Origin of the sequence: Kitasatospora sp. NPDC058115 (genome assembly GCF_042884635.1) — a bacterium.
Classification (GTDB): domain Bacteria; phylum Actinomycetota; class Actinomycetes; order Streptomycetales; family Streptomycetaceae; genus Kitasatospora.
The window spans coordinates 271,450-298,150 of sequence record NZ_JBHVTL010000001.1 but is presented as its reverse complement, the minus strand read 5'-3'; the positions used below and the strand labels follow the sequence as shown (position 1 = coordinate 298,150).

The following is a 26,701-nucleotide window of genomic DNA, read 5'->3' as shown; positions in this document are numbered from 1 at the left end:
GCCTCTGCTGTTCTCTTGTCGGTCGTTGTCTGGCGCGGGGCGGGCGGGGGGGGGGGCGGGGGGTCGGGGGGGGGGGGGGGGGGGGGGGGGGCGGGCCCCCCCCCCGCCACCGTCGTGCCCGGCGGCGGTGGTGCGAGTGGCGGGCCGGGTGAAGCAGTGCACCGCGATCCGCCGGATCAGCGGCACGCCGGCGGCCAGCAGCAGCGCCTGGGCGAGGATCAGCGTGCGCGGGTCCTCCCGGATCCAGTAGAGCGGGGCGAGCGCGGCCAGGATCGGCGAGAAGTGGTCGCCCAGCAGGGAGAAGCCGGGCGGGAACTCGTGGTGGTAGCTCTTGACCGGGGAGACCGGCAGGCCCCCGTGCGCGTAGCCGGCCACGCCCTGGTGGAAGATGCCGAGGTCGAAGCCGCCGAGCAGGACCGCCGCCCACTGCTGCAGCCCGCAGGCCGCGGTCACGGCGAAGCAGAGCAGGGTCAGGACGGCGGTCCGGCGTCCGGTCCGCGGCCCGGCGGTGCCGGACGCGGACGGGCGGGTGACGCGCGGCAGCAGCGGGCGGTTCGCACGGGTGGACGGGCTGAGCCCGGTTTCGACTGGCACGGGATCCCTGGACTGGTCGGGGGCGGGAGCTGGTCGGGTGGCGGAGGCGGGCCGCCGGCTCAGCCGGCTCCGGGGGTGCCGGGGGCCGCGGGAACCGTCGCGTCGGTTCCGGGCGCCGTCGCGGCGGTTTCGGGCGCCGTCGCGTCGGCTCCGGGTGTGCGCCGCAGCAGCGTGATGCCGTGGTCGCTGCGCACCACCTGGTAGCCGCTGCGCCTGACGGCGGCGAGTTCCCGCCGCTCCTCGTCGGGCGACAGCGGCCAGCCCATCGGCCGGTCCTCGTCGACCACGATCCACTCGGCGGTCGACCACTTCTGCGGCCAGCCGAACACGATGACCTCGCACCGGTCGGTGAGTTGCGGCACCAGCCGGTTGGAGGCGGCGACCCGGGCGTCGTCGGGGACGGCGGCCAGCACCGACCGGGCGGCCTCGACCCGGGCCGGGGTGCGCCACAGGTCGAGGGTGAGCAGCTGGCCGAACGCGAACCCGGGCAGCAGCGCCAGCGTCACCACCGCGCTGGCCGCCGGGGCCGCCCGGACGAGCCACCGGGGCAGCACGCCGTTCCGCTCGCGCGCCTTCACCAGGACGTCCACGAAGGCGGCGAAGACGATCGGCATCAGCACCGCGCTGTAGTGGTAGTTGGTGCCCCAGTAGGCCGGGTTGTTGGAGAGCAGCCGCCAGCCGAGGGTGGGCAGCGCGACGATCATCAGCGGTGAGCGGGCGGCCAGCAGCACGGTCGGCGCGAGCAGCAGCAGGACGGTGGTGACCTTCTCGCCCGGGGTGACCAGGTCGAGCGGCAGGGTGAGCAGGCTGCGGCCGCCGGAGCCGCCGCTCAGGTTGTCCCAGTAGGCGAAGCTGCCCCCGGGGCTCATCGCCGGGAGCAGCACCAGGAGTTCGAGCAGCGAGGCGCCGATGCCGAACACCACGGTCGCCGCGCCGGTGCGGCGGTCGCCGCGCCACAGGACGTAGCCGCCGACGGCCGCCACCGTGATGCCGAGGTCCTCCTTGACCAGCACCAGCGGCGCGGCCCAGAGCGCGGCGGCGGTCCAGCGCCGCTCGCCGAGCGCGCAGACCGCGAAGGCGATCAGCGGCACCGCGAAGGTGATCTCGTGGAAGTCGAAGCCGAGCGCGGAGGCGAGCCCCCAGGAGAGCCCGTAGCCGAAGCCGGCGGCCAGCGCGGTGGCCGGTCCGGCGGCGCGCAGCGCCCAGCGGCAGATCGGCACGGCGGCGACGGCCACCAGCGCGGACTGGGCCAGCAGCAGGGTGACGGCCGAGGGGAGGAGCCAGTACAAGGGGGCGAGGACGGCGAGGGCGGGGGAGAAGTGATCGCCCAGCAGGTTGAAGCCGGGGCCCTTGAGTTCGACGATCGGGCCGCGCCCCTCGGCGTAGCCGCGTACGCCCTGCTCGAAGATTCCGAGGTCGTAGCCGCTGGTGAACAGCAGTTCGTGGCGGCGGACGGTGAAGAACGCGTAGACCAGGAACAGGGTGAGGGCGAGCGCCCAGGGGATGAACCGCACCCGCCGACCGGCGCGGGCCGGGGCGGCCGACGCGGCGTCGACCACCGTCCCGCGATGGAGTGCTGACGCGAGTGTACTCATGGTCACCGAACATCCCCGTGGTTCCGGGCGGGATTGGACGTGCGGCCGATTTCCGGTCGGCTCTCCGGGGCGGGCGGCCGGCCGTTTCGGCCGTGCGGGAAAGCCGCCGGGTGCGAATGGCCCCAGGCCGGGCACCGTAGCACGGGAAAGCCCTCCCCGGTGATTGCTGTTCCGGGGAGGGCGAGCCATGCATGACGAACAGTCAAATCAGAAATGATGAACAGTCATATCATCATTTCGGAAATACCGTTCGGACGGTCGGACGGGTGTCCTCACTTCCACTGCTGGTAGGAGCCGCCGTTGCCGCCCAGCGCGTAGACGTCGCCGTTGCCGTTGCTGTCCAGGTAGAGGCCGGTGGCCACGTTCCGGTAGGTGTTGCCGTAGGTGGACGCGCGCCTGACCCACTTCTGGTAGCTGCCGCCGTTGCAGCTCAGGGCGTAGACGTCGCCGTTGCCGTTGGAGTCGAGGCAGAAGCCGGTGGCCTTGTTCCGCAGGGTGAAGGTGGAGCCGCCCAGGTCGGTCGCGTACCAGCGCTGGTACGAGCCGCCGTTGCCGGGGAGGGTGTAGACGTTGCCGTTGCCGTTGCTGTCGAGGTAGCGGCTGGTGGCGACGTTCTGGAGGGTGATCTCGGTGGCGGCGTTCGCCGGGCCCGCGGCCAGGACGGTCATGCCGCCGGCCAGCACGGCCGCCGAGGAGACGAGGGCGGCGGCACGCTTGAGGGACTTCATCGCGTTTCCTTCCCGTGGTGACCGACCGTTCGGCAGGTCGTCACCGAACTTATCCGGGAATGCCCCCTTTCAGGCCTTTCCTCGCGCGGGACCTGATGGCGTTCAGCCATTCGGCAGGAATCGGATCAGCTTTTATCAAGATGAGCAAGGGAATCACACAGGTTTGTCGACGAAGTGGTTTCTGTGGAGGGTGTGTCAGTGCCGCGTGAGGGGTGTCGACGCCCGCCCGTCGCACCCGCGCCATGGATTTCGGGCAAAAGGGGCAAGGGGGGCTCTGGAGAATTGGCCGGATCCGGCCGGGGCGTGCGGCCCCGGCCGGGGGCGCACCCGGCGTGCGGTGCGGGCGCGTGTTCCGCCCGGCAGGGCCTGGGGCTCGTCTTCAAACCCCCGCCTGCCGGGCGGCGTCTGGGCACGCACCTCGCCGCGTTGTCGTCGGTCGCCGATGCTCCGCATGGACTCCCTCCTCCGCCTTGCGATGCACGCACCCAGACGCCGCCCGGCCCGCCCTCCGGGCGGACGACGGGGGTTTGAAGACGACCCCTAAGCGACCCACACCGTGGTGATGTTGCAGAACTCCCGGATGCCGTGCCCGGACAGCTCTCGGCCGAAGCCGGAGCGCTTGACGCCGCCGAAGGGCAGGGCCGGGTGCGAGGCGGTCATGCCGTTGAAGAACACCCCGCCCGCCTGGATGTCCCGCACGAAGCGCTCCTGCTCGGCCGGGTCCTCCGTCCAGACGTTGGAGCTGAGGCCGAACGGGGTGTCGTTGGCCAGCGCGACCGCCTCGTCCAGGTCGGCCGCCCGGTAGACGGTGGCGACCGGGCCGAAGGTCTCCTCGTGGTGGATCCGCATCTGCGGGGTGATGCCGCTCAGCACGGTCGGCTCGTAGAACCACCCGCCGTCCAGGCCCCGGGCGCCCAGGCCCTCGGGCCGGCGCCCGCCGCACTCCACCCGGGCCCCGTGCGCCCGCGCGTCGTCCACCAGGTCGGCCAGGTCGTCGCGGCCCTGCCGGCTGGCCAGCGGGCCGACCTGGGTCGCCTCGTCCATCGGGTCGCCGATCCGCAGCGCCCGCATCGCCTCCGCGAACCCCGCGGTGAACCGGTCGTAGACGTCGGTGTGCACGATGAACCGCTTCGCGGCGATGCAGGACTGCCCGTTGTTCTGCGCCCGCGCCGTGACGGCGGTGGCGACGGCGGCGTCGAGGTCCGCGCTCGGCAGCACGACGAACGGGTCGCTGCCGCCCAGCTCCAGGACGGCCTTCTTCACCACGTCGGCCGCGGTGGCCGCGACCGCCCGCCCGGCGGGCTCGCTGCCGGTGAGCGTCACGGCCGCCACCCGGGGGTCGCGGATCACCCCCTCCACCGCGCCCGAGCCGATCAGCAGGGTCTGGAAGCAGCCCTCCGGGAAGCCGGCCCGCTGGAACAGCTCCTCCAGCGCCACCGCCGTGCGCGGCACGTTGGAGGCGTGCTTGAGCAGTCCGACGTTGCCGGCCATCAGCGCCGGCGCGGCGAAGCGGACCACCTGCCAGAAGGGGAAGTTCCACGGCATCACCGCCAGCACCACGCCCAGCGGCCGGTACCGCACGTACGCGCGGGCCGCCCCGGAGTCGGCCACGTCGGCCGGCTCGGGGTGCTCGTCGGCGAGCAGTGCCTCGGCGTTCTCGGCGTACCAGCGCATCGCCTTGGCGCACTTGGCGGCCTCGGCGCGGGCGGCGGTGAGCGGCTTGCCCATCTCCTCGGTCATCGTCCGGGCGACGGTCTCGCGCTCCTGGTCGAGCAGGTCGGCGGCGCGGCGCAGCAGCCCGGCGCGCTGGGCGTAGGACGTGGTGCGGTACGTCCGGAAGGCCGCCTCGGCGCGGGCCAGCCGCTGTTCGAGGCCGGCGGCGTCCAGCGGTTCGAAGGTCTCCAGGGTCTCGCCGGTCGCGGGGTTCACGCTTGCGATGGGCATCGGGGCCCTCCCAGGGGGTGCGCGGAGTGGACGTGTCGGTCCCCCCACCCTCGCCCACCGTCCGCGCGGGGGCACGCCACCGCCGCCCGGCGTGTCCCGGCGTGTCCCGAGGGCCCCGGCGCGGTCGGTGGCGTGCGGGTCGCGCTACTCGGGCAGCGCCTCGGCCCGGACCGCCGCCCCGCGGGCGCGCGCGCCGGCCCTGGTCCGGCCGGCGACGACGAGGCGGTTGGGGAAGCGGTGCAGGTACTCCGCCTCCAGCTCCCCGGTGCGCCGGGTGTGCCGCTTCAGTGCCTCCTCGGAGCCGTACAGGAAGGTCTCGTGCCTGGTCCGGTGCAGCTGCTCCAGCTCGTGCACCAGGGTGTCGTTGTCCAGGGCGTGCGGGGAGATGCCCTCGGGCCTGGGGTGCGGGGCGTCGGGGTGCCGCATGTCCACTCCTCCTCGGCGTGAGCCGGAAACGGGGAACCGCGAACGGGAAACGGGAACGGGAAACCGGAACCCCCCGAGTACCCGGTGCCCCGCGAGCCCCTTCCGTACACCCCTGCGGGGGGCGCCGGAGTGCACAAGAGCTCTCGTACAAGGGCTGTTGCACAAGAGCTCTTGTGGGTATCCTCGCCGCATGACCGAACGCACCGAACCCGTCGCGGACGGCGTCCGGCAGATCGCCGACTCCCGCGTCCTGGCCGCCCTCACCCACCCCGTCCGCCGCCGGCTGCTGGACCTGCTCGCGGTGGACGGCCCCGCCACCGTCGGCCTGCTCGCCGAGCGCACCGGCCAGGCCGTCGGCAGCATCAGCCACCACCTCAAGGTGCTGGCCGGCGCCGACCTCGTCGAGGAGGCGCCCGAGCTGGCCCGCGACCGCCGCGAACGCTGGTGGCGCCCGACCGCCGGCACCCCGCGCTGGCGGCGCGCCGACTTCACCGCCGACCCGGCCGCCGAGGCCGTCGCCGACGCGGCCGGCTCGCTCCAGCTGGAACGCCAGGCCGCCCTGGTGCGCGGCTGGTCCGCCGCCCGGCACGACTACCCCGAACCCTGGCGGGAGGGCTGCGCCGTCGCCACCGAGACCTGGCTGCGGCTCACCCCGGAGGAGGCCCGGGAGCTGGCCGGCGAGCTGGTCGAGGTGCTGGCCCGCTGGGCCGCCCGCCCGGTCCCCGAGGACGGCCGCGCCCGGGAATCGGTGTTCGCCTTCGCCCACAGCGTCCCGGCCCGGCCGTGACCGGCACCGAGCTGCGGGGCACGCCCCGGTTGTCCGCCGGCCTGTTCGCCGACCGCGACTTCCGGCTGCTCTGGACGGGGGAGACGGTCAGCCGTCTCGGTTCCGCCGTCACCGCCGTCGCGCTGCCGCTGGTCGCGGTGGTCACCCTGGACGCCGGGCCGCTCGCCGCCGGACTGCTGAGCGCGGCCGTCTGGCTGCCCTGGCTGCTGGTGGGCCTGCCGGCCGGGGTCTGGATCGGCCGGTGGGGCCGGCGCACGGTGCTGGTCCGGGGCAACCTCGTCTCGGCGGTGCTGTACGCCTCGGTGCCGGCCGCCGCCCGGTCCGGTGTGCTGACCTTCGCCCAGCTGCTGCTGGTCGCCCTGCTCGCGGGCACCGCGTCGGTCTTCCTCGCCGCCGCCCACCAGGCGTTCCTGCCGGACCTGCTGCCCCCCGAACGGCTCACCGAGGGCAACGCCAAGCTGCAGGGCGGCGCCTCGGTGGCCCAGGTCGCCGGGCCGGGCGCGGCCGGGCTCGCCGTGCAGGCCTTCGGCGCCGCCGCCGGACTGCTGGCCGACGCGGTGAGCTTCCTGGTCGCGGCGGGTGCGCTGCTGCTGATCCGCGACCGGCGCACGGCGGCCCCGGAGCCGGACCCGGCCCCGCTCGGCCGCCAGGTCCGCGAGGGGCTGGCCTTCGTCCGCCGTGACCCGTACCTCGGCGCGGTGCTGCGCTACGGGGCCGTCGCCAATCTCGCGCTGGCCGGCTACCAGGCGGTGGCGGTGCTCTTCCTGGTCCGCGAGCTCGGCGTGGCCCCCTCGGCGGTCGGCTGGCTGGGCGCGGCCGGCGCCCTCGGCGGGGTCGTCGGTGCGGCGCTCGCCCGGCCGGTCACCCGGCGGTTCGGCAGCGCGCGCGGGGTGCTGCTCGCGCTGCTCACCGTCGGCCCCTTCGGCCTGCTGCTGCCGACGGCCCGGCCGGGCGCGGGGGTGCTGCTGTATGCGGGCGGCCTCGCGGTCATGGTGGGCGGCGTGGTGCTCGCCAACGTGGTGCTCGGCAGCTTCCGGCAGCGCTACGTGCCGCCCGCGCTGCTCGACCGGGTGGTGTCCGCCTCGATGACCGCCAACCAGGCGACCATCCCGCTCGGCGCGGTGACCGGCGGCGCCCTGGGCGAGTGGCTGGGACTGCGGCCGGTGATGTGGCTCATGATCCTGCTGCTGGTGGCGAGCGCGGGCCTGCTCGTCGCCTCGCCGCTGCGGCGGGTGCGCGACCTGCCCGATGCGTGGTCAGGGGCGGAGAAAAAGTAGGATGACCACTTCGTATCCGCACCGCAATCCCCGGACAGGCACCGATGCCCCTCCCCAAGGCCGAACTGCACCTGCACGTCGAAGGCACCCTGGAGCCCGAGCTCGCCTTCGCGCTCGCCGCCCGCAACGGCGTCACCCTGCCGTACGCGGACACCGAGGAGCTGCGGCGCGCCTACGCCTTCACCGACCTGCAGTCCTTCCTCGACCTGTACTACGCGCTGATGGCCGTGCTGCGCACCGAGCAGGACTTCGAGGAGCTCGCCGACGCCTACCTGGCCCGGGCGGCGGCGCAGGGGGTGCGGCATGCGGAGATCTTCTTCGACCCGCAGGCGCACACCGCGCGCGGCGTGCCGCTGGACGTCGTCGTGGACGGCCTCGGGCGGGCGCTGGACCGCAGCGAGGAACGGCACGGCGTCAGCACCCGGCTGATCATGTGCTTCCTGCGCGACGAGTCCGCCGAGTCCGCACTGGAGACCTTCGAGGCCGCCCGCCCCTGGTTCGGCGGCCGGATCACCGGTGTCGGCCTGGACTCGGCCGAGGTCGGCCACCCGCCGGCCAAGTTCCGCGAGGTCTACCGGCGCGCCGCCGAGGCCGGCCTGCACCGGGTCGCCCACGCGGGCGAGGAGGGCCCGGCCGCGTACATCACCGAGGCGCTGGACGTGCTCGGCGTCGAGCGGATCGACCACGGGCTGCGCTGCCTGGAGGACCCCGCGCTGGTCGCGCGGCTGGTGCGCGAGCGGATCCCGCTGACCCTCTGCCCGCTCTCCAACGTCCGGCTGCGCTGCGTCGACACCCTCGCCGACCACCCGCTGCCCGCGATCCTCGACGCCGGGCTGCTGGCCACCGTCAACTCCGACGACCCGGCCTACTTCGGCGGCTACGCCGGGGACACCTTCGACGCCCTCGCCGAGGCGCTCGGCCTGGACGACGAGACCCTGCGGCTGCTGGCCGCCAACTCCTTCCGGGCCTCCTTCCTCGACGAGGAGCGCCGCGCCGCCCTGCTGGCCGAGGTCGCCGCCTACGAGTTCGCGCCGCGCGCCGCCGTCCGGGCCTAGGAAGCGCGTCGTGCGCGGCGGCACCCGGGCGCGGCCGGCGGCTCCGGCGGCCCGGGCCGGGCGACCGCCTCCGGACCGGGACGGTCCGGAGGCGGGGCGGCGGGGGGTCAGAGCAGGGTCGACCAGTAGTACCAGAACCGGTTGAGGACCAGCAGCACGATCACCGCGTACCAGAGCGCCGGCACCACCCAGTGGTAGCGCGCCGCCTCCCGCACCACCGGGCGCAGGCCGCGCGGGACCGGGATGATCCCCGCGCGCAGGTTGTGCAGCGTGGTGTACCAGAACAGCGGGATCATCGCCGCCCAGACCACCATGCAGTACGGGCAGAGCGCCCCGATCCGGTACAGCGCCTGGTACATCAGCCAGGTCACGAAGCCGATCCCGAACACCGTCCCGGCCTGCAGGCCCAGCCAGAACCAGCGCCGGTAGGCGGCGCCCGCCAGCAGCCCGGCGCCGATCGCGATCACCACCGCGAATCCGGCGAGGCCGAGCAGCGAGTTCGGGAAGCCGAAGGCCTCGGCCTGGTCGCTGCGCATGATCGAGCCGCAGCTGATGATCGGATTGATGTTGCAGTTCGGGACGTAGGACGGGTCCTTCAGCAGCCGGATCTTGTCCAGCGTGAGGACGGCCGAGGCGAACAGCCCCAGCGCGCCGCCGATCACCAGCAGCAGGGCGAACGGGCGGCTCGCGCCGTGGGTGCGGGCGGCGGGGGCCGTCATCCGGTCACCTGCCGGACCATCGCGGTGAAGTTCTCCGGCGAGACGGGCGCGCCGCCCGCGAAGACGTCGAGCTTCCTGCCGTCCAGGCGGACGGTCGGGGTGCCGGTGACGCCGCTCTTGTCGAAGGCCTTGTTCACCTGCTGGGCCCACGGCACGTAGGTGCCGTCCTGGACCGCCTTGACGAAGCCGTCGGTCTTCAGGCCCGGCACCTGGCCGGCCAGGTCGAGCAGGTGGTTGACGTCCGCGAAGGCGTCCTCGCGCTCGTCCGGCTGGTTGGCGTAGAGCACGTCGTGGAACTGCTTGAACTTGTCCACGCCCTCGTTCAGCGCCGCGCCGGCGGCGGCCAGCGCGGTGCGCGAGCCCTTCCCGCCGAGGCCCTGGTCGAGGAAGGTCGCCAGGTGGTACTCGATCTTGTACGTGCCGGCGTCGGCGAGCTGCTGCATGGTCGACCCGGTGGTGGTCTCCAGCTGCTCGCAGTACGGGCAGCGGAAGTCCTCGTAGACCTCCAGGGTGTGCGGGGCGTCGGCCTTGCCGTAGGTGATCACGGTGCCGTCCGCGCCGCCCGCGTTGGCCGGCACCACCAGCGGGCCGGAGGCCGCGGCGTCGCCGGAGCCGGAGGAGCCGCCGACGGCGAAGGCCACGCCCGCCACCAGGGCGAGCACGGCGGCGGAGGCGGCGCCGACCACGACGCGGCGGCGCATCCGCGCCGAACGGTCGGCGCGCTCGCGCTCCTCGCGCATCCGCTCGGTGGCGGCCCGGCGGGCGGCCTTGCGGTCGGCGGCGGAGGTGCTCCTGGGGGACTTCTGGGGGGAGGTGCTCATGGGAAGGGTCGTCCTGGTGCTCGTGGATCGGCGTGCGGGCGCGGGGCGGCACGGCCGGCCGAGGACCTCCCGGGTGGGCGCTCCTCAGCGGGCGTGCGCGAGCACCGGCGGCCCGCGCCGGACGGCGGGGCGCAGCACGACGGACTCGGCGGGCACCCGGACGCGGCTGGCGCGCGGGAACGGCACCCGGGCCACCGGGCGGGCCGGCAGCGGGGCGGTGATCAGCAGCAGCAGACGGCCGGCCGCGGCGGGGAAGCGCTGGGCGAAGTCGCCGAGGATCCGCACCGTGCGGGCCACCGAGCGCAGCGCGGCGTCGGCGCTGCGCAGCCAGGCGGCGGCGGCCAGGGCCAGCGCGCCGTGCAGGAGCAGCAGCACGACGAGCCCGGCCGGCCGGGACAGGCCGTGGCCGAGCAGGAAGCCGCCGAGCGAGCCGCCGCCGCAGAGCAGCGGTTCGAGGCCGCGGGCGGTGCCGGGCGGCAGCGAGGGGCAGGTCGACTGGGCCAGGTCGAACAGGGCGCTCAGGCCGAGTTCCAGCGGCAGGAAGACCGCCGCGACCGCCCGGTAGCCGCGTTCGCGGCCGGCCAGCGCGAAGGCCACCGCGAAGACGGCGGCGCCGGCCAGGGCCAGCGTGCCGAGCGGCAGCGGACGGCCGGTGACCAGGACCTGTCCGAGCCCCGCGAGCAGCACGAGCAGCGCGGCGAAGATCGCCGCGCGCAGCGTCCTGGGGAGCGGGGCCGTGCTCATGGGACCCGAGTGTGCCACAGGAGGACCGCCGGACGGCGGGTCCGGCGGACCGCTGTGAAGATCCTCACCGCCGCCCCTGAGCTGCGCTTATATGCCGTTTACGGTCACCGTGCCGGGTGCCTCGACGACCGGCGGGGGCGGTGCGGCGGCGGCCGCCACCCGGGCCTCGACGAGTTCCCGGAACAGCGCGAGGTCGCTGCGCACGGCGCGTTCGATCGCCCCGGCGAGCGCGAAGCCGCGCGGCCCGCCGAACACCTCGTGCACCTCCTCCGGGTCGTACTCGACGCGCAGCTGCACCCGGGTGTGCGCGCGGTCGAGCGGGCGCAGCGCGAAGGCGCCGTTCAGCGGCAGGCCGTCCAGGGTGCGCCAGGTCATCACCCGGCCACGCCCGCGGTCGGTGATCTCGGTCTCGACGTCGAGCCCGGTGCCGGCGATCTCCACCTCCAGGTGGGCGAGGTTGCGGCCGTGCGGCTGGGCACGGCGGACGCCGTCGACGAACCGCGGGTAGTCGTGGACCCGGTGCAGCTGCTCCCAGGCGGCCAGCACCGGTGCTTCGATGTCGATCTGTTCCTCTAGCGTGCTCATGGCGGAGCCGGACCTCCTCGGCTGGCGCGCGGTCCACCCCTCCAGCCTGCGCCGCAGGCCGGTGGACGGCAAAGGCGGCGGGCGGGCGGGGCCGGGGCGGCTGCGGGAGACTGGGCGCATGCCGGAACTCCCCGAGGTCGAGGCGCTGACCGCCTATCTCTCCGAGCGGCTGACCGGGCGGGTGATCGCCGAGGTCCAGCCGGTGGCGATCAGCGCGCTGAAGACCTACGACCCGCCGGTGACCGCGCTGGCCGGCCGGACGGTCGGCCCGGTCGCGCGGCACGGCAAGTTCCTCGACATCGAGGCCGGCGGGCTGCACCTGGTGGTCCACCTGGCGCGGGCGGGGTGGCTGCGCTGGAAGGAGGGCCTGCCGGCGCTGCCGCCGAGGCCGGGCGGACGCAACCCGCTGGCGCTGCGGGTGCGGCTGGAGGGCCCGGACGCGGACGGCTTCGACCTCACCGAGGCGGGTACCAAGAAGGGCCTCGCGGTGTACCTGGTGCGGGAGGCGGCGGAGGTCCCGGGGGTGGCCCGGCTCGGCCCGGACCCGCTGGACCCCGGCTTCGGCCTGGAGCGCTTCCGTGCGCTGCTGAGCGGCGAGCGGCGCCGGATCAAGGGCGTGCTGCGGGACCAGAGCGTGCTGGCCGGGGTCGGCAACGCCTACTCGGACGAGGTGCTGCACGCGGCGCGGATGTCCCCGTACAAGCTGGCGGCGGACCTCTCGGAGGCCGAGACGGAGCGGCTGTTCGAGGCGCTCGGCACGACGCTGCGCGAGGCGGTGGAGCGTTCGCGCGGGCTGGCGGCGGGGGAGCTGAAGGCGGAGAAGAAGCTGGGCCTGCGGGTGCACGGGCGGACCGGGCAGCCCTGTCCGGTCTGCGGGGACACCGTGCGGGAGGTGTCCTTCGCCGACTCCTCGCTGCAGTACTGCCCGACCTGCCAGACCGGCGGCAAGCCGCTGGCGGACCGGCGGCTGTCCCGGCTCCTGAAGTGAGGCCCGGCGCCGCGGGCGGCCTGCGGGCCGGCCCCGCCCGGTGGGGGTGGGCGGGGCCGGTGGCGGCCGTGGACCGGGGGGTGGCTCAGAGCTTGCGGGCGACCCCGCCCCAGTAGTACGCGGCGTACGGGTCCTCGGGCTGCTCGCCCTCCGGGTGCCAGGACATCACCGGGGCGACACCGGGCTCGATCAGCTCCCAGCCGTCGAAGAACCGGGTGACCTGCTCCTTGCTGCGCGGCACCAGGGTCATCCCGGCGGCCCGGGCGGAGGCGGTCACCTGGGCGACGGCGGCCTCGTTGAAGTCCTGGGTGGGGTGGGTGAGCGCGAGGTAGCTGCCGGAGGGCAGCGCGTCGCGCAGCGCGGCGACCTTGCCCCACGGGTCGTCCTCGTCGGCGATCAGCATCAGCACCGCGATCATCAGCAGGCCGACCGGCTGGGAGAGGTCCAGGGTCGAGGTGAGGGCCGGGTCGGCCAGCAGCTCGGCGGGCTTGCCCAGGTCGGCGTGGATGTAGGTGGTGCGGCTGGCCGGGGTGGAGACCATCAGCGCGCGGGCGTGGGCCAGCACGATCGGGTCGTTGTCCACGTAGACGACCCGGGTGCCGGGGCTGACCGACGAGGCGATCTCGTGGGTGTTCGGCGAGGTGGGGATGCCGGTGCCGAGGTCGAGGAACTGGCGGATGCCGTAGCGCTCGGCGAGGTGGCGGACGGCGCGCTTCTGGAAGCCGCGGTTCTCCTTGGCCTGCGCCTTCATGGTCGGCACGGCCTGCTCGATCGCCTGGCCCATCGCGCGGTCCGGCGGGAAGTTGGTCTTGCCGCCGAGCCAGTAGTCGTAGACGCGGGCGGAGTGCGGGGTACTGGTGTCGACCCCGTACTTCTCCCACTGGCTCAGCTCGGCGTCGTCGTCGGCGGAGCGCTCGGCGGGATCCTGATTCGTCGTCATGGCCACGTCCTCTGAAGACAGATCATCACACTTGGGAGAGGTCAGAGTAGCGGGCCTGACGGGAATCCGGTCACGGGGTCGGTGAACCGGTCGTGACATGGGCCGTTGGGGTGGTGATCGAGCCCGTCGGGGTTGCCGCTGGGAGGCGGCCCGATGAACGGGGGAGATATCCGCCATGCTGTCTGATCGTCAGATTACTTCGCGAAGATTACTGCTGGTCGCAGCGGGGATGTCGCTGCTCGGACTGTCCGGCTGCGGCCGGGCGGAGGAGGTGGTGCGGGCGGCCCGGGCGGCGTCCGCCCCGGAGCCCGACGCCGTGCCGGACCTCCCCTCCGCCGCCGCGAGTCCGTCCGCCGTCGCGTCGGCGCCCCCGGCCGCCGCTGCCGCCGCCCCGGCCACGGCCGCCGCCCCGTCCGCCGCCGCTGCGGGCGCGGCGACCCCCTCGGCGGTGGCGCCCGCCCCTTCGCCCTCCCCCTCGGCCGCCCCGTCGGCCCCCGCCCCGGCCGCTCCGACGCCCGCGCGGGCGCCGACGGGGGGCGAGAGCCGGCCGGTGTACGAGCTGGACGCCGGGCAGCGGGTGGTCGCCCTCACCATCGACGACGGACCCGACCCCCGGCACACCCCGACCGTCCTGGCGCTGCTGGAGCAGTACGGCATCCGGGCCACCTTCTTCCTGATCGGCGAGAACGCCACCGAGCACACCGGCCTGGTCCGCGAGATCGCCGCCCGCGGCCACCACATCGCCAACCACACCTGGACCCACCCCGATCTGCGGAGCCTCTCCGAGGGCAAGGTCCGCGACGAACTGGAGCGCACCTCCGACCTGCTGCACCGGACCACCGGCAAGGTGCCGAGCTGGTTCCGGGCGCCGGGCGGCGACTGGTCCTCCACGGCCCTGCGGGTGAGCGCCGAACTGGGCATGCGGCCGATGGCCTGGTCCGTCGACCCCCGGGACTGGGCCCGGCCGGGGACCGGCGTGATCACCGACCGGATCCTCCGGGACGTCCGCCCCGGGGCGATCGTGCTCAACCACGACGGCGGCGGGGACCGGTCGCAGACGGTGGCGGCGCTGAAGACCTACCTCCCGGTGCTGATCGACTCCGGCTACCACTTCACCGCCCCGCCGGGGTGAGCAAATGGTCGAATGGAAAAGTCGCGGGAAATACGCTTAAACCACCCGAAAGGATGGATTAGCAGAACCGTTTCCCCTGTTTTTGGGCCTCTAGGGTGATCTCGCACCAATTCCCCAGGTACCACCGAGTACCGCCTGAAAGGGCCACCCGTCATGCGTCTGCGCAACGCCCTGCTCGCCGCCGTCAGTGCGATCATGCTCGTCCTCGCCGTCCCGGTCTCCGCCAACGCCGCCGACGGCGAATTCCGCTACAAGTACGGCTCCGACTTCACGGGTGCGCTGATCGACCCGAAGAGCCACGCGTGCATCGACCTGCCGGAGGCCACCGAGGAGGAGCCGGCGTACGCGCCGGCGAACGGGACCGCCTCGACCGCCACCGCCTTCCTCGAAGCCGGCTGCACCGGAGCCACCTACTTCGCGCTGCGGCCGGGCGGGCGCGCGGGCAACCGGCTGCTGGTCCGGTCGGTGGTCTTCTCCTGATCCCCGCGGGCGATCCGGTCCCGGCCTCCGGTCCCGGCCTCCGCTCCCGGCCTCCGCTCCCGCCCGGTGTCCGGCCTTCCGGCGGTCTGCGAAGCGATTTCGTACGAAGCACGGGACAAGCCGGCGATTGGTTGAGACCATTCCGGTGAACCGGCCGTGAACACCGGCCGGTGGAGCGCGTGATGACACCGGGAGCGACCGTGCCGATTCGAACCGCCGGGCTCTCCGCCCGGGCCCGCAGAGTGCTCGTCCTCGCCGTCGTCCTGCTGCTCGCCGCCATCGGCTTCGGGGTGCAGCGGGCGGTGGGCGGCGAGGACGCCGAGCCGGGGGCCGTCGCGGTACCCGCCGGCCCGCGCACCGCCGACCGGATCGTCCCGGTACCGGTCTCCGTCGCCGCCGGCTCCGGCCCCGGCTACCGGATCACCGAGCGCACCGTGGTGCGCACCGTGCCCGGGGCCGAGGCCGTGGAGCGGCAGGCCGGCGAGGTGCGGCGGATCGCCGAGCAGCTCGCCGAGGCGCTGCGCCGCCCGACCGGGCTGCCGCTCCCGGTGGCCGCCGAGCCGGGCGCCGACGGCATCAGCCTGCTGCTCGACCCCGCGCTCCCCGAGGCGACCGGCACCGAGGGCTACCGGCTCACCGCCGACGACACCGGTGTGCGGATCACCGCCCGCGCCCCCGAGGGCCTCTTCCGGGGCACCCAGACCCTCCGGCAGCTGCTGCCCCCGCAGATCGAGAGCCCGCGCCCGGTCACCGGCGGCCCGGAGTGGACGGTCGCGCCGGTCACCGTCGAGGACCACCCGCGCTACGGCTACCGGGGCGCCATGCTCGACGTCGCCCGGCACTTCTTCACCCCCGCCGAGGTCAAGGGGTTCATCGACCGCCTGGCCCTCTACAAGCTCAACCACCTCCACCTGCACCTGAGCGACGACCAGGGCTGGCGGATCGAGATCCCGTCCCGGCCCGCGCTGACCGAGGTCGGCGCGATCAGCGAGGTCGACGGCACCCCCGGCGGGTTCTACACCGCCGCCGACTACCAGGAGATCGTCCGCTACGCCCAGGAGCGGTACCTGACCGTCGTCCCCGAGGTCGACCTGCCCGGCCACAGCAACGCGATCCTCGCCTCCTACCCCGAGCTGGACTGCACCCGGAGCGCCCGCCCCTGGCCGTACACCGGGATCGAGGTCGGCTTCTCCACGCTCTGCCCGACCGGCGACGCCGTCCACTCCTTCACCCAGGACGTGGTCACCGAGCTGGCCCGGCTCACCCCCGGTCCCTACCTGCACCTCGGCGGCGACGAGGTGAAGAAGATGTCCCCGGCCGAGTACGCGGCGTTCGTGCGGCGGGTGAACGACCAGGTGGTGGCCGCCGGGAAGACGCCGGTCGGCTGGAACCAGGCCGCGCCGGGCGGCGTCGGGGTGCTCCAGTTCTGGGACGGCCGGGCCGGGCGCGACGTCGAGCTGCAGGAGGCCGCCGAGCGCGGGGCCAAGGTGATCATGTCGCCGTCCGGCCGCAGCTACCTGGACATGAAGTACGAGGCCGGCTACCCGCTGGGGCTGGTCTGGGCCGGCACCATCGACGTCTGGACCGCCTACTCGTGGGACCCGGACACCCTGCTGCCGCTGCCCGCCGGTTCCGTGCTCGGTGTCGAGGCGCCGCTGTGGACGGAGACCCTGGACACCCCGGAGGACCTCGACCTGATGCTGCTGCCCCGGCTGCCCGCCCTCGCCGAGCTGGGCTGGTCCAGCAGGGAGAGCCACTCCTGGGACGGCTTCAAGAGCCGCCTCGCGGAGGAGGGCGCGCGCTGGGAGGCCGCCGGGTACCGCTACGAGAAGCGCCGGGAGGTGCCCTGGCCCGCGCCGTGAACGGGGGCGGTGAACGGGGTGGGGAATCGGCCGGTGGCGGCGTAGCGTGACGAGAGGGGGTTCGCGCAGATCCCGAGACGGCGCAGGAGGAACGATGTCCGAACGGGAACCGGACCCGGCGGAACAGGAGGAGTTCGCGGGTCGTGTGGTGCAGGTGCTCAACGACGCCTGCCTGGGATTCATGGCCAGCATCGGCCACCGGACCGGCCTCTTCGACACCATGGCCGGCCTCGCACCGTCGACCAGTGAGGAGGTCGCCCGGGCCGCCGGGCTGGACGAACGCTACGTCCGCGAGTGGCTGGGCGCCATGGTGGTCGGCGGGTTCGTCGACTACGACCCGCAGCGGCGGACCTATCTGCTGCCGCCCGAGCACGCCGCGTCACTGACCCGGGCCGCCGGGACGGACAACCTGGCCGGCATGATGCAGTTCCTGGCCCTGATGGGCGAGGTCGAGGAGCGGATCGTCGAGGTGTTCCACAAGGGCGGCGGGCTGCCGTACTCCGCCTACCCGAGGTTCCAGTCGCTGCAGGGCGAGGAGACCGCCGCCGTGTTCGACCAGGCGCTGGCGGACGTCATCGTGCCGTTGGTGCCCGGGCTCACCGAACGGCTGCGCGAGGGCATCGACGCGGTCGACCTCGGCACCGGGCAGGGCCACGCCGTGAACGTGCTGGCCGAGGCCTTCCCGGCCAGCCGGTTCACCGGCCTGGACATCTCCGAGCAGGGCATCGGCACGGCCAAGGCGGAGGCCGCCGCGCACGGCCTGGACAACGCCCGCTTCGAGCTCGCCGACTCCGCCTCGCTGACCGGCTCCTACGACCTGGTCACCGCGTTCGACGTGATCCACGACCTGGCCCGCCCGGACCTCACGATGCGGGCCGTCGCGGCCGTCCTGCGGCCCGGCGGCGTCTTCCTGATGGGCGACATCGCGGCCAGCAGCCGGCTGGAGGAGAACATCGGCCACCCGCTCGCCCCGGCGCTGTACACCTTCTCGACCTTCTACTGCATGACGGTCTCGCTCGGCGAGGGCGGCGCCGGGCTCGGCACCGTGTGGGGCGAGCAGACCGCCCGCCGGATGCTGGCCGAGGCGGGCTTCGGCTCGGTGGACGTCGAACGGATCGAGGGCGACCCGCTGAACCAGTACTACGTGGCCCGGCTGCCGGTCGCGGCCTAGATGTACTGACCGCATACCGCGGGCCCCGGGCACGGGTGGCCGGGGGCGGGGGTGCGGACGTAGGTTCGAAGGGTCCCCGCGTGAAGGGAGGGCGGCGATGACCGACAACGGCTACGCACACCCCGAGGCGCTGGTCGGCACCGAGTGGCTGGCGCACCACCTGGACGACGGCACGGTCCGGATCGTCGAGGTGGACGAGGACACCGGGGCCTACGCCCGCGGCCACCTGCCCGGCGCGGTCGGCTGGAACTGGACCACCGACCTGCACAGCCCGGTCGGCCGCGACTACGCCGACCGCGAGGGCGTCGAGCACCTGCTGCGCGCCGCCGGGGTCGAGGGCGACACCACGGTGGTCCTCTACGGCGGCAACGACAACTGGTTCGCCGCCTACGCCTACTGGCTGCTGCGGCTGCGCGGCTTCGGCCCGGTGCGGCTGCTGGACGGCGGGCGCAAGAAGTGGGAGCTGGAGGAGCGCGAGCTGACCGAGGAGGTCATGGACTACCAGCACAGCCCCTACCGGCTGGCCGGGCCCGAGCACCCGGAGGTGCGGGCGCTGCGGGACGAGGTGCTGGCGAAGGCGGAGGTGTTCGCCAAACCGGGGTCGGACGCGGTGCTGGTGGACGTCCGCTCGCCCGCCGAGTACCGGGGCGAGGCGCTGGCCCCGCCGCACCTGCCGCAGGAGCAGGCACAGGTGCCCGGCCACATCCCCGGCGCGGTGAACATCCCCTGGTCGCGGGCGGCCAACGAGGACGGCACCTTCCGCTCGGCGGAGGAGCTGCGGGTGCTGTACGGCGGGCAGGGCGTGGAGCCGGAGCGCGAGGTGATCGCCTACTGCCGGATCGGCGAGCGCTCGGCGCACACCTGGTTCGCGCTGAGCGAGCTGCTGGGGTACCCGCACGTGAAGAACTACGACGGCTCGTGGACCGAGTACGGTTCGCTGGTGCGGGCGCCGGTCGCACTGGGGGAGCAGAGGTCCTGAACCATACGGTGTATGACGGCCCGCCGGAAGTTCATGACGGGCCGTCACCGTTCGGCGGCGCCCTGATGTCGGCCTGTATCTTCTTATGAACATCTCATTGTTCAGGCGTAGGGCAGGGGCCGTTGGGACAAGGATCGATCCGACCCGTTGTCCCAGTGACCCTGTGGAGGACCCCCGTGCGCAAGAGGCTGATCGTCTCTGCCGCCGCCGGCGCGCTCGCCCTGCTCCTGTCCGTCCCCGCCTCGGCCGCCCAGGCCGGCCCGGGCGCCGCGGGCATCGGCGACCCCTACTACCCGTACGCCGGCAACGGCGGTTACGACGTGTCGCACTACGACATTCGGCTGAAGTACCAGCCCGCGACCGACGAACTGGAGGGCACCACCACCATCCTGGCCACCGCCACCCAGGACCTCACCCGGTTCAACCTGGACTTCGTGCTCCAGGTCAAGGAGGTGCTGGTCAACGGGCGCACCGCCGCCTTCGCCACCTCCGGCGATCAGGAGCTGCAGATCACCCCCGCCCGGACGATCGCCAAGGGCAGCCCGATCACCGTCGTCGTCCGCTACGCCGACAAGCCCGGCGAGGTCGAGCGCGGCGGCTACTCCGCCTGGATCCGCACCGCCGACGGCGGCGTGGCCGCCAACGAGCCCGAGGGCTCCGCCTGGTGGTACCCGAGCAACGACCACCCCACCGACAAGGCCACCTTCGACGTCTCGGTGCTGGTGCCGAACGGCACCCAGGTGATCAGCAACGGCACCCTGACTACCAGTCAGCGGCCCGGCTGGACCCGCTACAACTACCGGCAGACCAAGCCGCAGGCGACCTACCTGGCCACCCTGGCGGTCGGCAAGTTCGACCTCCGCCAGGACACCACCCCGGGCGGGCTGCCCGTCATCACCGCCTACAGCCCCGACCTCGGCGCCAACGCGGGTGCGGCGCGGGCGAGCGTCGAGCGCACCGGCGAGCTGGTCGACTGGCTGAGCGGCGTCTTCGGGCCCTACCCGTTCGACACGGTCGGCGGCTACGTGCCCAACGTGCCCACCGGGTACGCGCTGGAGACCCAGGGGCAGATCTTCTACAGCCCCGCGCAGTTCGCCCGCGGCTCCAACACCTCCGTGGTGGTGCACGAGCTGGCCCACCAGTGGTACGGCGACAGCGTCTCCGTGCAGCGCTGGAGCGAGATCTGGCTCAACGAGGGCTTCGCCCGGTACTCGCAGTGGCTCTGGTCGGACCACGAGAACGAGGGCACCACCCAGGAGCTGGCCGACTTCATCTACGACATCTACCCGGCCGACGACCCGTTCTGGACGATCAAGCCGGGCGACCCGGGGCCGGACCACCAGTTCGCCGGCGCCGTCTACGACCGGGGCGCGATCGCGATCCAGGCGCTGCGCAACGCCGTCGGCGACGACGCGTTCTTCAGGATCCTCAAGGGCTGGCCGACCGAGCGCAAGTACGGCAACGCCACGATCCCGCAGTTCCAGGCGTACGCCGAGCGGATCTCCGGCAAGCCGCTGGGTGCGCTCTTCAACACCTGGCTGTACACCCCGGGGAAGCCGGCGGCGGGCACCTCGGGCATCGGGGCCGCGCCGGCCGCGGCGAGCCTCGCGCCGGGCGCCCGGCCGGGTGCGCGGCCGGAGCCGAAGTCCTGGAAGAAGATCCAGGAGACCAACACGGTGCACGAGCACGAGCACCGGTGATGACCGCCCGTCATACCCGCTAGCGGTGCCGGGGCCCGGCCGTCCGGACGTGAGCGGACGGACGGGCCCCGGTGCTCGGTTCAGGCCTGGGCGGTGCGCTTCTCCTCGGTGAGGATCAACTCCTCGATGCCGCGGAGGAACCGCTCCATCGCGGGCCTGGGGAGCACCGCCGGGTCGGCGGTCATGGCGAGTTGCAGGGCGGTGGGGGTGCTCAGCGCGTCCAGCGCGTAGGTCAGTCCGGGGCGCGGGTCGAAGTCGACGGGCCAGTCGAGGGTGGTGGGCCCGGCCTCGTCGGGGACCGGTGCGGCCCGGGCGGCCAGGGAGCTGGGGAGCAGGTCGCGGGTGTCGTTGAAGACGCAGGAGCGGTCGGCGAGCGGCACCTCCTCGGCGGTGAGGCGCTCGATCTCCGCGTCCAGCAGGTCCCGGTCGTAGTAGGCGTGCCGGTAGGCGGCGATCGACGCGGCGTGGGTGCGGCCCACCGCCTGGCCGAAGTCGCCGTCGGCGTCGTGGAGATGGAACAGGGCGTCGCCGGCGACCACGCTGACGGCGTCGGTCAGGCCGGACAGGAAGCGGTTGTTGACCACGACCTGGAGCACCGCGTCCGGGCGGCCGGCCAGCCGGGCCGTCATCGCGGCGGCGGCCGCGAGCAGGACCGTGGAGGAGCCGGTCCGGTGGGCGGCGGCGACCGTCTCGACCGCGCGCAGCAGGGCGGGTGAGCTGAGCACGGCGTTGGGGAACCGCTCGCCGGAGCCGGTCCCGGCCGCACCTGCGGCCGTGTCCCCGGCCGTACCTCCGGCCGGGTGGCCCGCGCCGCGCTCCGGGAACAGCCGGACCGGGGCGGCGCGCAGCTTGCGCAGGGCGTGCGCCCGGGCGTTGGCGTCGCGCTTCAGGCCGCGCTCCGAGGTCTGGAACGCGGCCTCCTCCAGCGGCTGCTGGGGCGATCGGGCGGCCCGGATGTCCTCCGGGCCCGCGCCCAGCGAGAGTTCGCTGAGGTCGCGGACCAGCAGACCCATGCCGGTGCCGTCCACCGCCGTGTGGGAGAGCACCAGCGAGATGTGCCGGACCAGGCCGTCGGCCACCACCAGGCCGGCCCGGACCGGCCACTCGGTGGCGCAGTCGAACGGCAGCCCGGCCAGCTCCTCGTGCAAGGCGTCGCCGACGGCGGTGAGTTCCTCCCGCCCGGTGCCGGCCGCGCAGTCCCGGACGTGCACCGTGAGCCGGCCCTCCGGATCGACCTGCTGGCGCAGGCCGGTGCCGTCCGGCCCGGGCAGCAGCCGGGTGTGCAGGGAGTCGTGCAGGTGGAGCAGGTGCCCGAGGGCGTCCAGGACCGCCGGTAGCGGGAGTCCCGGATCGAGCGGGGCGGCGGTGGTGATGTTGAAGCGGGGCCGGTCCGCGGGCGCGGCGCGGTTGACGACGCCCCAGATGGCCCGCTGGCCCCAGGTGGCGGGTCCGCTGCCGCGGCGGCCGGCGGTGAAGGGGATCTCCAGTTGTCGACTCGTGGTCACCGTGGTGGTTCTCCGATGCGCTGGTTCGAACTCGGTGGGCGATGCGGATGGTTCGGATGGTTCGGATGGTGTGGATGGGGCGCGGTGGGAGCCGTCCCGGAGAGTCTGCTGCACCGCCCCGACACCCGTCGAGACCCCGCCCGGCGGGTGCGGCCGGCCGTCAATGCAACAGATGGGTCCGAATCCGATCGAGTGGTTGATGTTCTCGTCCGGGTGATGTCGGTTCCGTCGCGTCGTGTGGGCACCAAGAGTGGTGCGTCATGACCACTGAAGACGTGAGCGTTCGCGCCACGAAGAGCACGACCACCACCCCCGACGGCGGGGCGCTCCCCGCCGGACCCTCGCGGCGTTCCGTCGTCACGGTGACCGGCGCCTCGGTGCTCGCCGCCGGGCTCACCGCCGCCTCCGCCGTGCCGGCGGGCGCGCTCGCCCCGGCCGCGGCGCCGGCCCTCGCCCCGGCCGCCGCGCCGCCGGGCACCGACGAGCAGGCGTACACGACGGTGGCCCGCGCGATCGCCGTCTACGACGAGCACGACCGGCCGCTCGTCCCGGGCTATCTGAAGATCGTCCGGGACGGCCTGCCGACGGCACGCGCACGGGCCACCAAGCGCGTCCTGGTCGTCGGCGCCGGACCGGCCGGGCTGCTCGCCGCCGACCTGCTCAACCGGGCCGGTCACGACGTCGTCGTCATCGAGGCCAACGGCAACCGGGTCGGCGGCCGGATCAAGACCTTCCGCGGCGGCGGCCACGAGAACGGGCAGCAGCCGTTCGCGGACCCCAAGCAGTACGCCGAGGCCGGCGCGATGCGGCTGCCCGAGAGCCACCCGCTGGTGATGGCGCTGCTCGACAAGTACGACCTCCCGCGCCAGGAGTTCCTGCTGGTGGACGTGGAGGTGGAGAACCCGACGGTCCGGGCCAACCGGGCCTGGATCCACGTCAACGGCCTGCACGTCCGCCGCGCCGACTACGAGGCGGACCCCAGGGAGGTGAACGGGAGCTTCGGCGTCACCGGCCCCGACCTCGGCAGGACCGCCGCCGCCATCTACGCCGACGCCCTCGAACCCGCGCTGCGGCTCGTCCGGGGCAAGGAGGGCGCGGCGCTCGTCGAGGGCTGGGCCGAGGTGCTGCGGCAGTACGGCCACTGGTCGATGTACCGGTACCTCACCGAGGGGGCCGGGCTGGACATCCGGACCATCGACCTCGTCGGCACCATCCAGAACGTGACCTCACGGCTGCACCTCTCCTTCGTGCACAGCTTCCTGTCCGCCGCGCTGATCGACCCGAGGACGAAGTTCTGGGAGATCAAGGGCGGCACGGCCCGGCTCGTCGACGCCCTCTACGCGGCGGTGAAGGGCAAGGTGCGGTTCGACCGGCGCGCGGTGCGGGTCGACCGGCAGGACGGCAGGGTCCGGGTGCACACCGTCTCCGAGGACTGCCAGAGCGGCCGGGGCGGGGTCACCGAGGTCTTCGAGGGCGACGAGGCGATCATCACCGTCCCGTTCGCCGGGCTGCGGCACGTGGCCTTCGACCCACCGCTCGGCTACGGCAAGCGGCGGGCGATCACCGAACTGCACTACGACGCCGCCACCAAGGTACTGCTCGAATTCTCCCGCCGCTGGTGGGAGTTCACCGAGGAGGAGTGGAAGGCGTCGCTGGACGGCATCGAGGCCGGGCTCTACGAGCGCTACCGGGCGGGACTGGTCCCCGACGGCCGCTACCTGGGCGCGCACGCCTCGGTGCGGCAGCTGGGGGTGACCGTCCCGGAGGACCTCAGGACGTGCTTCGCGGACTTCCGCCCGCTCGGCGCCGACCCGGCGGCCTCGCACATCCGCGGCGGCGGGTCGGTGAGCGACAACGCCAACCGGTTCGTCTACTTCGAGCACGCCCACCCGATGGAGGGCAGCGACGGCGGCGTGGTGCTCGCCAGCTACAGCTGGTCGGACGACGCGCTCAAGTGGGACGCGTACGCCGACGAGGAGCGCTACCTGCGGGCGCTCGCGGGGGTGCAGGCGATCTTCGGGCGGCGCTGCGAGGTCTTCTTCACCACCAAGGCCAAGACCCAGTCGTGGGTGCGCGACCACTACGCGTACGGCGAGGCCTCGGTGCTGCTGCCCGGCCAGCACACCGAGCTGTTCCCGGACATCCCGGGCTCGGAGGGGCCGCTGCACTTCGCGGGGGACCACACCTCGACCAAGCCGGCCTGGGTCGAGGGCGCGCTCGAATCGGCCGTCCGGACGGCGCTGCTGGTCCACCAGGGCTGAGCCGGCGGCCCTCCGGGGCGGGGCGATCCCCGTGGAGTGCGGGGATCGCTCCGGGCGAGGGACGAGGGACGGGGGAGTGGGGGGTGGGGGTGGGGCCGCGGGTCAGCGGCGGGTGGCCGTGACCAGGTGGTAGTCGAGCAGGCCGTCGCGCCAGGCGCCGAGGAAGTTGCGGGTCCAGTGGCCGGGCGGGACGGCGCCCTCCAGGAAGCGGTCCAGCCCCGGCCACACGTCCGTCCCGATCGACTCGGTGGCGACGTCGCCGAACCCGGCGGCCGCGAGGTCGGCGGTGAACGCGTCGAGCGGGTGGGCGACGTCGAGGCCGTTGGCGAAGCTGCCGAGCAGGATGCTGAGCCGCTCGGCGACGTCCGGCCCCGCGGCGGTGAAGAAGGTGGTGACCACCAGCCGCCCGCCCGGCCGCAGCACCCGGGCCGTCTCGCGGGCGAAGCCGGTCAGCTCCCGGAAGTGCTGCGCCGCCTCGACCGAGTACACGCCGTCCAGCGAGGCGTCCGCGAACGGCAGGTCGTCCGCCGAGCCCAGCGAGTAGGCCAGCCGGTCCGGGAACGTCGCCAGCGCTTTGGCGTTGACCGCGCGGGCGCGCTCGATCTGGTCCGGGTGGATGTCGACGCCGGTGACCGCCGCGAAACGGAACTCGCAGAGCGCGAGCGCCGCGCCCAGCCCGCGCCCGCAGCCCACCTCGCCCAGCCGCAGCGACTCCCGCGGACCGGGGAAGGCGCGCAGCACCCGGCGGTAGAGGTCCTCCTGGCTGCGGACCCGGTCCTCGGGCGTCGGCGCGGTGGTGCGGATGCCGCTCCAGTCACCGAAGTTGATGAATCCACCGCCGAAGCCGGCGGCCCGTGACAGATCGTCGGCACCGTAGGTCTGGCGTACCGGTCCGGGGATGCGGTCCTGGCTCATGGCTCGCTCGGGCTCCTCGTGTGTAGTGGCGGCGGCCGATGGGGGGGCGGCGACGGGCGGGAGAGCCGGTGCTCCGGGCTCCGCGGGCGCGCGCCGCTGTACGTACCCAAACATGCCCAGAACGGAACTACCCGAAGGAAGGGGTTTCGCGCGACAACACGCAGGCCAATCGGGTGGTGAGTGATACGGGATGATGAGCATGCTTGCTGTCGTGGCATCGGCTCCCTCGCCCCCGCACCCTACCGCTGCGCGGCGTGCCCGGTGCCCCCGCCGTACCCCCTTCGGGCCCTACGCGCCGGAGAAATTGACCGGCGCGGCGGCCGTGCGCCCTGGGAGACTGCTCGCCGGATCGTTCGGACACGAGTGGAACGGGGAGCGGCATGGGGACGGACACGGGGGACGGACGGATCGCACCACCGCTGACCGGCGGCGAGCGGGAGACGCTGCGGGCGTTCCTGGACTTCCACCGGGCGACGCTGGCGATGAAGTGCGCCGGACTGACGGACGAACAGCTGCGGCTGGCGTCGAGCCCGCCGTCCACCCTGACGCTGCTCGGCCTGGTGCGCCACCTCGCGGAGGTCGAACGGACGTGGTTCCGGCGGGTGATCAACGGCGAGGACATCCCGCTGCTCTGGTCCCCGGAGGGCGACTACCAGGCCGCGTACGACGCGAGCGGCGCCGACCGGGCCGAGGCGTTCGCCGCCTGGGAGGCCGAGGTCGAGCACGCCCGGCGGATCGAGCGGGAGGCGGCGTCGCTGGACGTCACCGGGTACCAGCCGCGCTGGCAGGCGGAGGTCTCGCTGCGGCTGGTGATGCTGCACCTGATGCACGAGTACGCGCGGCACAACGGGCACGCCGACCTCCTGCGCGAGGCCGTCGACGGCTCGGTCGGGGCCTGACCCGCCGCCGGGTACCGGGCCGAGCGCACCCCGCTGGTGACCGGCGGTCAGGACGTGCGGGTGCGCCGGGCGGTGGGTGTCGGTGGCCGCTGCGAGGATCGCCCCCGTGAACGCCGGGAGGGCCGGGAGCGCCGGGAGCGCCGTCACCCGGACCGCCGAGCTGCCCGCCACGGTCGCGCTGGTCCCTACCCTGCACGACCTCGACGGCTGCCGGACCGGGGCGGACGTCGAGCGGCCGGTCGAGGCCGGGCCCGACCGGCGGATCCGCCGGGTCTCCGACGACCTCCGGGTCGTCGGCCTGCGGGCCGGCCTCCCCCGGCCGCCCGGCGCCGGGCTCGGCCCGGTGGCGGGGCTGGTGCCGTGCTCGCCGGAGGGCTTCGGTGCGGGAGGCCGTGGAGGGGTGCCGGGTGGGGGCCCGGGTCCCGTCGGCGACGTGCAGGTGCCCGCGCCGGGCCGTCGCGCACACCGCCCCGCCGGCTCCCGCCGGGGTGACGCCTGAGGCGACGGTTCGTCATGGGGCTCCAGGGGTGGCGCAGTTCGGGACAACGGCCGCTCACCAGGAGAGGTGTGGACCAATCCAGACATTCCCTATGC

Annotated in this window: 25 protein-coding genes; 13 read left to right on the top strand and 12 right to left on the bottom strand. The window is 74.0% G+C overall.

Features of this window, described 5'->3' with window-relative positions:
- The 5 genes from ACFVVL_RS01050 to ACFVVL_RS01030 all read right to left on the bottom strand — a co-directional run.
- Positions 1–594 (bottom strand): DUF2079 domain-containing protein (locus tag ACFVVL_RS01050; protein ID WP_387670381.1); only part of this gene is annotated, 594 nt, incomplete at its 3' end.
- 59 nt (positions 595–653) lie between these two features.
- Positions 654–2,189, bottom strand: coding sequence for a DUF2079 domain-containing protein (locus ACFVVL_RS01045; RefSeq protein WP_387670379.1), 1,536 nt, complete (start codon positions 2,187–2,189; stop codon positions 654–656).
- 272 nt (positions 2,190–2,461) lie between these two features.
- Positions 2,462–2,917: an RICIN domain-containing protein gene (locus ACFVVL_RS01040; RefSeq protein WP_380295202.1), complete on the bottom strand. Its 456-nt coding sequence runs from the start codon at positions 2,915–2,917 to the stop codon at positions 2,462–2,464.
- 540 nt (positions 2,918–3,457) lie between these two features.
- Positions 3,458–4,861, bottom strand: coding sequence for an NADP-dependent succinic semialdehyde dehydrogenase (locus tag ACFVVL_RS01035; protein ID WP_380295200.1), 1,404 nt, complete (start codon positions 4,859–4,861; stop codon positions 3,458–3,460).
- Between the two features lie 144 nt (positions 4,862–5,005).
- Positions 5,006–5,287: a DUF6158 family protein gene (locus ACFVVL_RS01030; protein WP_380295198.1), complete on the bottom strand. Its 282-nt coding sequence runs from the start codon at positions 5,285–5,287 to the stop codon at positions 5,006–5,008.
- A 190-nt stretch (positions 5,288–5,477) separates the two neighbouring features.
- Here ACFVVL_RS01030 and ACFVVL_RS01025 point away from each other — a divergent pair, with 190 nt between their 5' ends.
- The 3 genes from ACFVVL_RS01025 to ACFVVL_RS01015 are packed head-to-tail and all read left to right on the top strand — an operon-like array spanning position 5,478 to position 8,406.
- On the top strand, positions 5,478–6,074 hold the full coding sequence (locus ACFVVL_RS01025; RefSeq protein WP_387670376.1) for an ArsR/SmtB family transcription factor: 597 nt from the start codon (positions 5,478–5,480) through the stop codon (positions 6,072–6,074).
- Entirely contained in the window at positions 6,071–7,351 is a 1,281-nt protein-coding gene (locus ACFVVL_RS01020) for an MFS transporter (RefSeq protein ID WP_387670374.1), read from the top strand. Before ACFVVL_RS01025 ends, ACFVVL_RS01020 begins: the two co-directional genes overlap by 4 nt.
- A 44-nt stretch (positions 7,352–7,395) precedes the next feature.
- Complete coding sequence (locus ACFVVL_RS01015) at positions 7,396–8,406, top strand: adenosine deaminase (protein ID WP_387670372.1); 1,011 nt, start codon at positions 7,396–7,398, stop codon at positions 8,404–8,406.
- 107 nt (positions 8,407–8,513) lie between these two features.
- Here the strand turns inward: ACFVVL_RS01015 and ACFVVL_RS01010 are convergent, their stop codons facing one another.
- The 4 genes from ACFVVL_RS01010 to ACFVVL_RS00995 form a co-directional block, all read right to left on the bottom strand.
- Entirely contained in the window at positions 8,514–9,125 is a 612-nt protein-coding gene (locus ACFVVL_RS01010) for a vitamin K epoxide reductase family protein (RefSeq protein ID WP_380295190.1), read from the bottom strand.
- The gene (locus ACFVVL_RS01005; RefSeq protein ID WP_387670370.1) at positions 9,122–9,946 is read right to left on the bottom strand and encodes a DsbA family protein; all 825 of its coding nucleotides are present in this window, start codon (positions 9,944–9,946) and stop codon (positions 9,122–9,124) included. Before ACFVVL_RS01005 ends, ACFVVL_RS01010 begins: the two co-directional genes overlap by 4 nt.
- 84 nt (positions 9,947–10,030) lie before the next feature.
- The gene (locus tag ACFVVL_RS01000) at positions 10,031–10,690 is read right to left on the bottom strand and encodes a hypothetical protein (protein ID WP_387670368.1); all 660 of its coding nucleotides are present in this window, start codon (positions 10,688–10,690) and stop codon (positions 10,031–10,033) included.
- A gap of 87 nt (positions 10,691–10,777) precedes the next feature.
- Positions 10,778–11,275 carry an SRPBCC family protein gene (locus ACFVVL_RS00995; RefSeq protein WP_387670366.1) on the bottom strand — a complete coding sequence of 166 codons (498 nt, stop codon included), beginning with the start codon at positions 11,273–11,275 and terminating at the stop codon, positions 10,778–10,780.
- A gap of 118 nt (positions 11,276–11,393) precedes the next feature.
- Here ACFVVL_RS00995 and ACFVVL_RS00990 point away from each other — a divergent pair, with 118 nt between their 5' ends.
- The gene (locus ACFVVL_RS00990; RefSeq protein ID WP_387670364.1) at positions 11,394–12,263 is read left to right on the top strand and encodes an Fpg/Nei family DNA glycosylase; all 870 of its coding nucleotides are present in this window, start codon (positions 11,394–11,396) and stop codon (positions 12,261–12,263) included.
- A gap of 85 nt (positions 12,264–12,348) precedes the next feature.
- Here the strand turns inward: ACFVVL_RS00990 and ACFVVL_RS00985 are convergent, their stop codons facing one another.
- Entirely contained in the window at positions 12,349–13,203 is an 855-nt protein-coding gene (locus ACFVVL_RS00985; RefSeq protein WP_380295182.1) for an SAM-dependent methyltransferase, read from the bottom strand.
- Between the two features lie 229 nt (positions 13,204–13,432).
- Here ACFVVL_RS00985 and ACFVVL_RS00980 point away from each other — a divergent pair, with 229 nt between their 5' ends.
- The 6 genes from ACFVVL_RS00980 to ACFVVL_RS00955 all read left to right on the top strand — a co-directional run bounded on the left by ACFVVL_RS00980 (position 13,433) and on the right by ACFVVL_RS00955 (position 20,527).
- The gene (locus ACFVVL_RS00980; protein WP_387670362.1) at positions 13,433–14,335 is read left to right on the top strand and encodes a polysaccharide deacetylase family protein; all 903 of its coding nucleotides are present in this window, start codon (positions 13,433–13,435) and stop codon (positions 14,333–14,335) included.
- A gap of 153 nt (positions 14,336–14,488) precedes the next feature.
- Positions 14,489–14,815: a hypothetical protein gene (locus ACFVVL_RS00975; protein ID WP_380289286.1), complete on the top strand. Its 327-nt coding sequence runs from the start codon at positions 14,489–14,491 to the stop codon at positions 14,813–14,815.
- Between the two features lie 200 nt (positions 14,816–15,015).
- Positions 15,016–16,677 (top strand): beta-N-acetylhexosaminidase, encoded by a 1,662-nt coding sequence (locus tag ACFVVL_RS00970; RefSeq protein WP_387670359.1) that lies wholly within the window; start codon positions 15,016–15,018, stop codon positions 16,675–16,677.
- 94 nt (positions 16,678–16,771) lie between these two features.
- Positions 16,772–17,848: a class I SAM-dependent methyltransferase gene (locus tag ACFVVL_RS00965; RefSeq protein ID WP_380289290.1), complete on the top strand. Its 1,077-nt coding sequence runs from the start codon at positions 16,772–16,774 to the stop codon at positions 17,846–17,848.
- A gap of 97 nt (positions 17,849–17,945) precedes the next feature.
- Positions 17,946–18,827 (top strand): sulfurtransferase, encoded by an 882-nt coding sequence (locus ACFVVL_RS00960; protein ID WP_387670357.1) that lies wholly within the window; start codon positions 17,946–17,948, stop codon positions 18,825–18,827.
- Between the two features lie 176 nt (positions 18,828–19,003).
- Positions 19,004–20,527, top strand: coding sequence for a M1 family metallopeptidase (locus ACFVVL_RS00955; protein WP_380289294.1), 1,524 nt, complete (start codon positions 19,004–19,006; stop codon positions 20,525–20,527).
- 80 nt (positions 20,528–20,607) lie between these two features.
- On the opposite strand, the gene ACFVVL_RS00950 is transcribed toward ACFVVL_RS00955, so the two are convergent.
- Positions 20,608–22,032 carry a condensation domain-containing protein gene (locus ACFVVL_RS00950; protein ID WP_387670354.1) on the bottom strand — a complete coding sequence of 475 codons (1,425 nt, stop codon included), beginning with the start codon at positions 22,030–22,032 and terminating at the stop codon, positions 20,608–20,610.
- A 260-nt stretch (positions 22,033–22,292) separates the two neighbouring features.
- On the opposite strand from ACFVVL_RS00950, the gene ACFVVL_RS00945 reads away from it, so the two are divergent.
- Positions 22,293–24,293, top strand: coding sequence for a flavin monoamine oxidase family protein (locus tag ACFVVL_RS00945; protein WP_387670352.1), 2,001 nt, complete (start codon positions 22,293–22,295; stop codon positions 24,291–24,293).
- A 102-nt stretch (positions 24,294–24,395) separates the two neighbouring features.
- Here the strand turns inward: ACFVVL_RS00945 and ACFVVL_RS00940 are convergent, their stop codons facing one another.
- Complete coding sequence (locus ACFVVL_RS00940; RefSeq protein WP_387670350.1) at positions 24,396–25,208, bottom strand: class I SAM-dependent methyltransferase; 813 nt, start codon at positions 25,206–25,208, stop codon at positions 24,396–24,398.
- A 380-nt stretch (positions 25,209–25,588) separates the two neighbouring features.
- On the opposite strand from ACFVVL_RS00940, the gene ACFVVL_RS00935 reads away from it, so the two are divergent.
- Positions 25,589–26,107 (top strand): DinB family protein, encoded by a 519-nt coding sequence (locus tag ACFVVL_RS00935; protein WP_387670348.1) that lies wholly within the window; start codon positions 25,589–25,591, stop codon positions 26,105–26,107.
- Between the two features lie 106 nt (positions 26,108–26,213).
- On the top strand, positions 26,214–26,606 hold the full coding sequence (locus ACFVVL_RS00930) for a hypothetical protein (RefSeq protein WP_387670346.1): 393 nt from the start codon (positions 26,214–26,216) through the stop codon (positions 26,604–26,606).
- Positions 26,607–26,701: the final 95 nt, after the last annotated feature.

What these genes read in the sequence shown, in the direction of transcription:
- ACFVVL_RS01045 (WP_387670379.1), bottom strand. Translation starts at nt 2,189, where the DNA reads ATGAGTACACTCGCGTCAGCACTCCATCGCGGGACGGTGGTCGACGCC.
- ACFVVL_RS01040 (WP_380295202.1), bottom strand. Translation starts at nt 2,917, where the DNA reads ATGAAGTCCCTCAAGCGTGCCGCCGCCCTCGTCTCCTCGGCGGCCGTG.
- ACFVVL_RS01035 (WP_380295200.1), bottom strand. Translation starts at nt 4,861, where the DNA reads ATGCCCATCGCAAGCGTGAACCCCGCGACCGGCGAGACCCTGGAGACC.
- ACFVVL_RS01030 (WP_380295198.1), bottom strand. Translation starts at nt 5,287, where the DNA reads ATGCGGCACCCCGACGCCCCGCACCCCAGGCCCGAGGGCATCTCCCCG.
- ACFVVL_RS01025 (WP_387670376.1), top strand. Translation starts at nt 5,478, where the DNA reads ATGACCGAACGCACCGAACCCGTCGCGGACGGCGTCCGGCAGATCGCC.
- ACFVVL_RS01015 (WP_387670372.1), top strand. Translation starts at nt 7,396, where the DNA reads ATGCCCCTCCCCAAGGCCGAACTGCACCTGCACGTCGAAGGCACCCTG.
- ACFVVL_RS01010 (WP_380295190.1), bottom strand. Translation starts at nt 9,125, where the DNA reads ATGACGGCCCCCGCCGCCCGCACCCACGGCGCGAGCCGCCCGTTCGCC.
- ACFVVL_RS01005 (WP_387670370.1), bottom strand. Translation starts at nt 9,946, where the DNA reads ATGAGCACCTCCCCCCAGAAGTCCCCCAGGAGCACCTCCGCCGCCGAC.
- ACFVVL_RS01000 (WP_387670368.1), bottom strand. Translation starts at nt 10,690, where the DNA reads ATGAGCACGGCCCCGCTCCCCAGGACGCTGCGCGCGGCGATCTTCGCC.
- ACFVVL_RS00995 (WP_387670366.1), bottom strand. Translation starts at nt 11,275, where the DNA reads ATGAGCACGCTAGAGGAACAGATCGACATCGAAGCACCGGTGCTGGCC.
- ACFVVL_RS00990 (WP_387670364.1), top strand. Translation starts at nt 11,394, where the DNA reads ATGCCGGAACTCCCCGAGGTCGAGGCGCTGACCGCCTATCTCTCCGAG.
- ACFVVL_RS00985 (WP_380295182.1), bottom strand. Translation starts at nt 13,203, where the DNA reads ATGACGACGAATCAGGATCCCGCCGAGCGCTCCGCCGACGACGACGCC.
- ACFVVL_RS00980 (WP_387670362.1), top strand. Translation starts at nt 13,433, where the DNA reads ATGTCGCTGCTCGGACTGTCCGGCTGCGGCCGGGCGGAGGAGGTGGTG.
- ACFVVL_RS00975 (WP_380289286.1), top strand. Translation starts at nt 14,489, where the DNA reads ATGCGTCTGCGCAACGCCCTGCTCGCCGCCGTCAGTGCGATCATGCTC.
- ACFVVL_RS00965 (WP_380289290.1), top strand. Translation starts at nt 16,772, where the DNA reads ATGTCCGAACGGGAACCGGACCCGGCGGAACAGGAGGAGTTCGCGGGT.
- ACFVVL_RS00960 (WP_387670357.1), top strand. Translation starts at nt 17,946, where the DNA reads ATGACCGACAACGGCTACGCACACCCCGAGGCGCTGGTCGGCACCGAG.
- ACFVVL_RS00945 (WP_387670352.1), top strand. Translation starts at nt 22,293, where the DNA reads ATGACCACTGAAGACGTGAGCGTTCGCGCCACGAAGAGCACGACCACC.
- ACFVVL_RS00940 (WP_387670350.1), bottom strand. Translation starts at nt 25,208, where the DNA reads ATGAGCCAGGACCGCATCCCCGGACCGGTACGCCAGACCTACGGTGCC.
- ACFVVL_RS00935 (WP_387670348.1), top strand. Translation starts at nt 25,589, where the DNA reads ATGGGGACGGACACGGGGGACGGACGGATCGCACCACCGCTGACCGGC.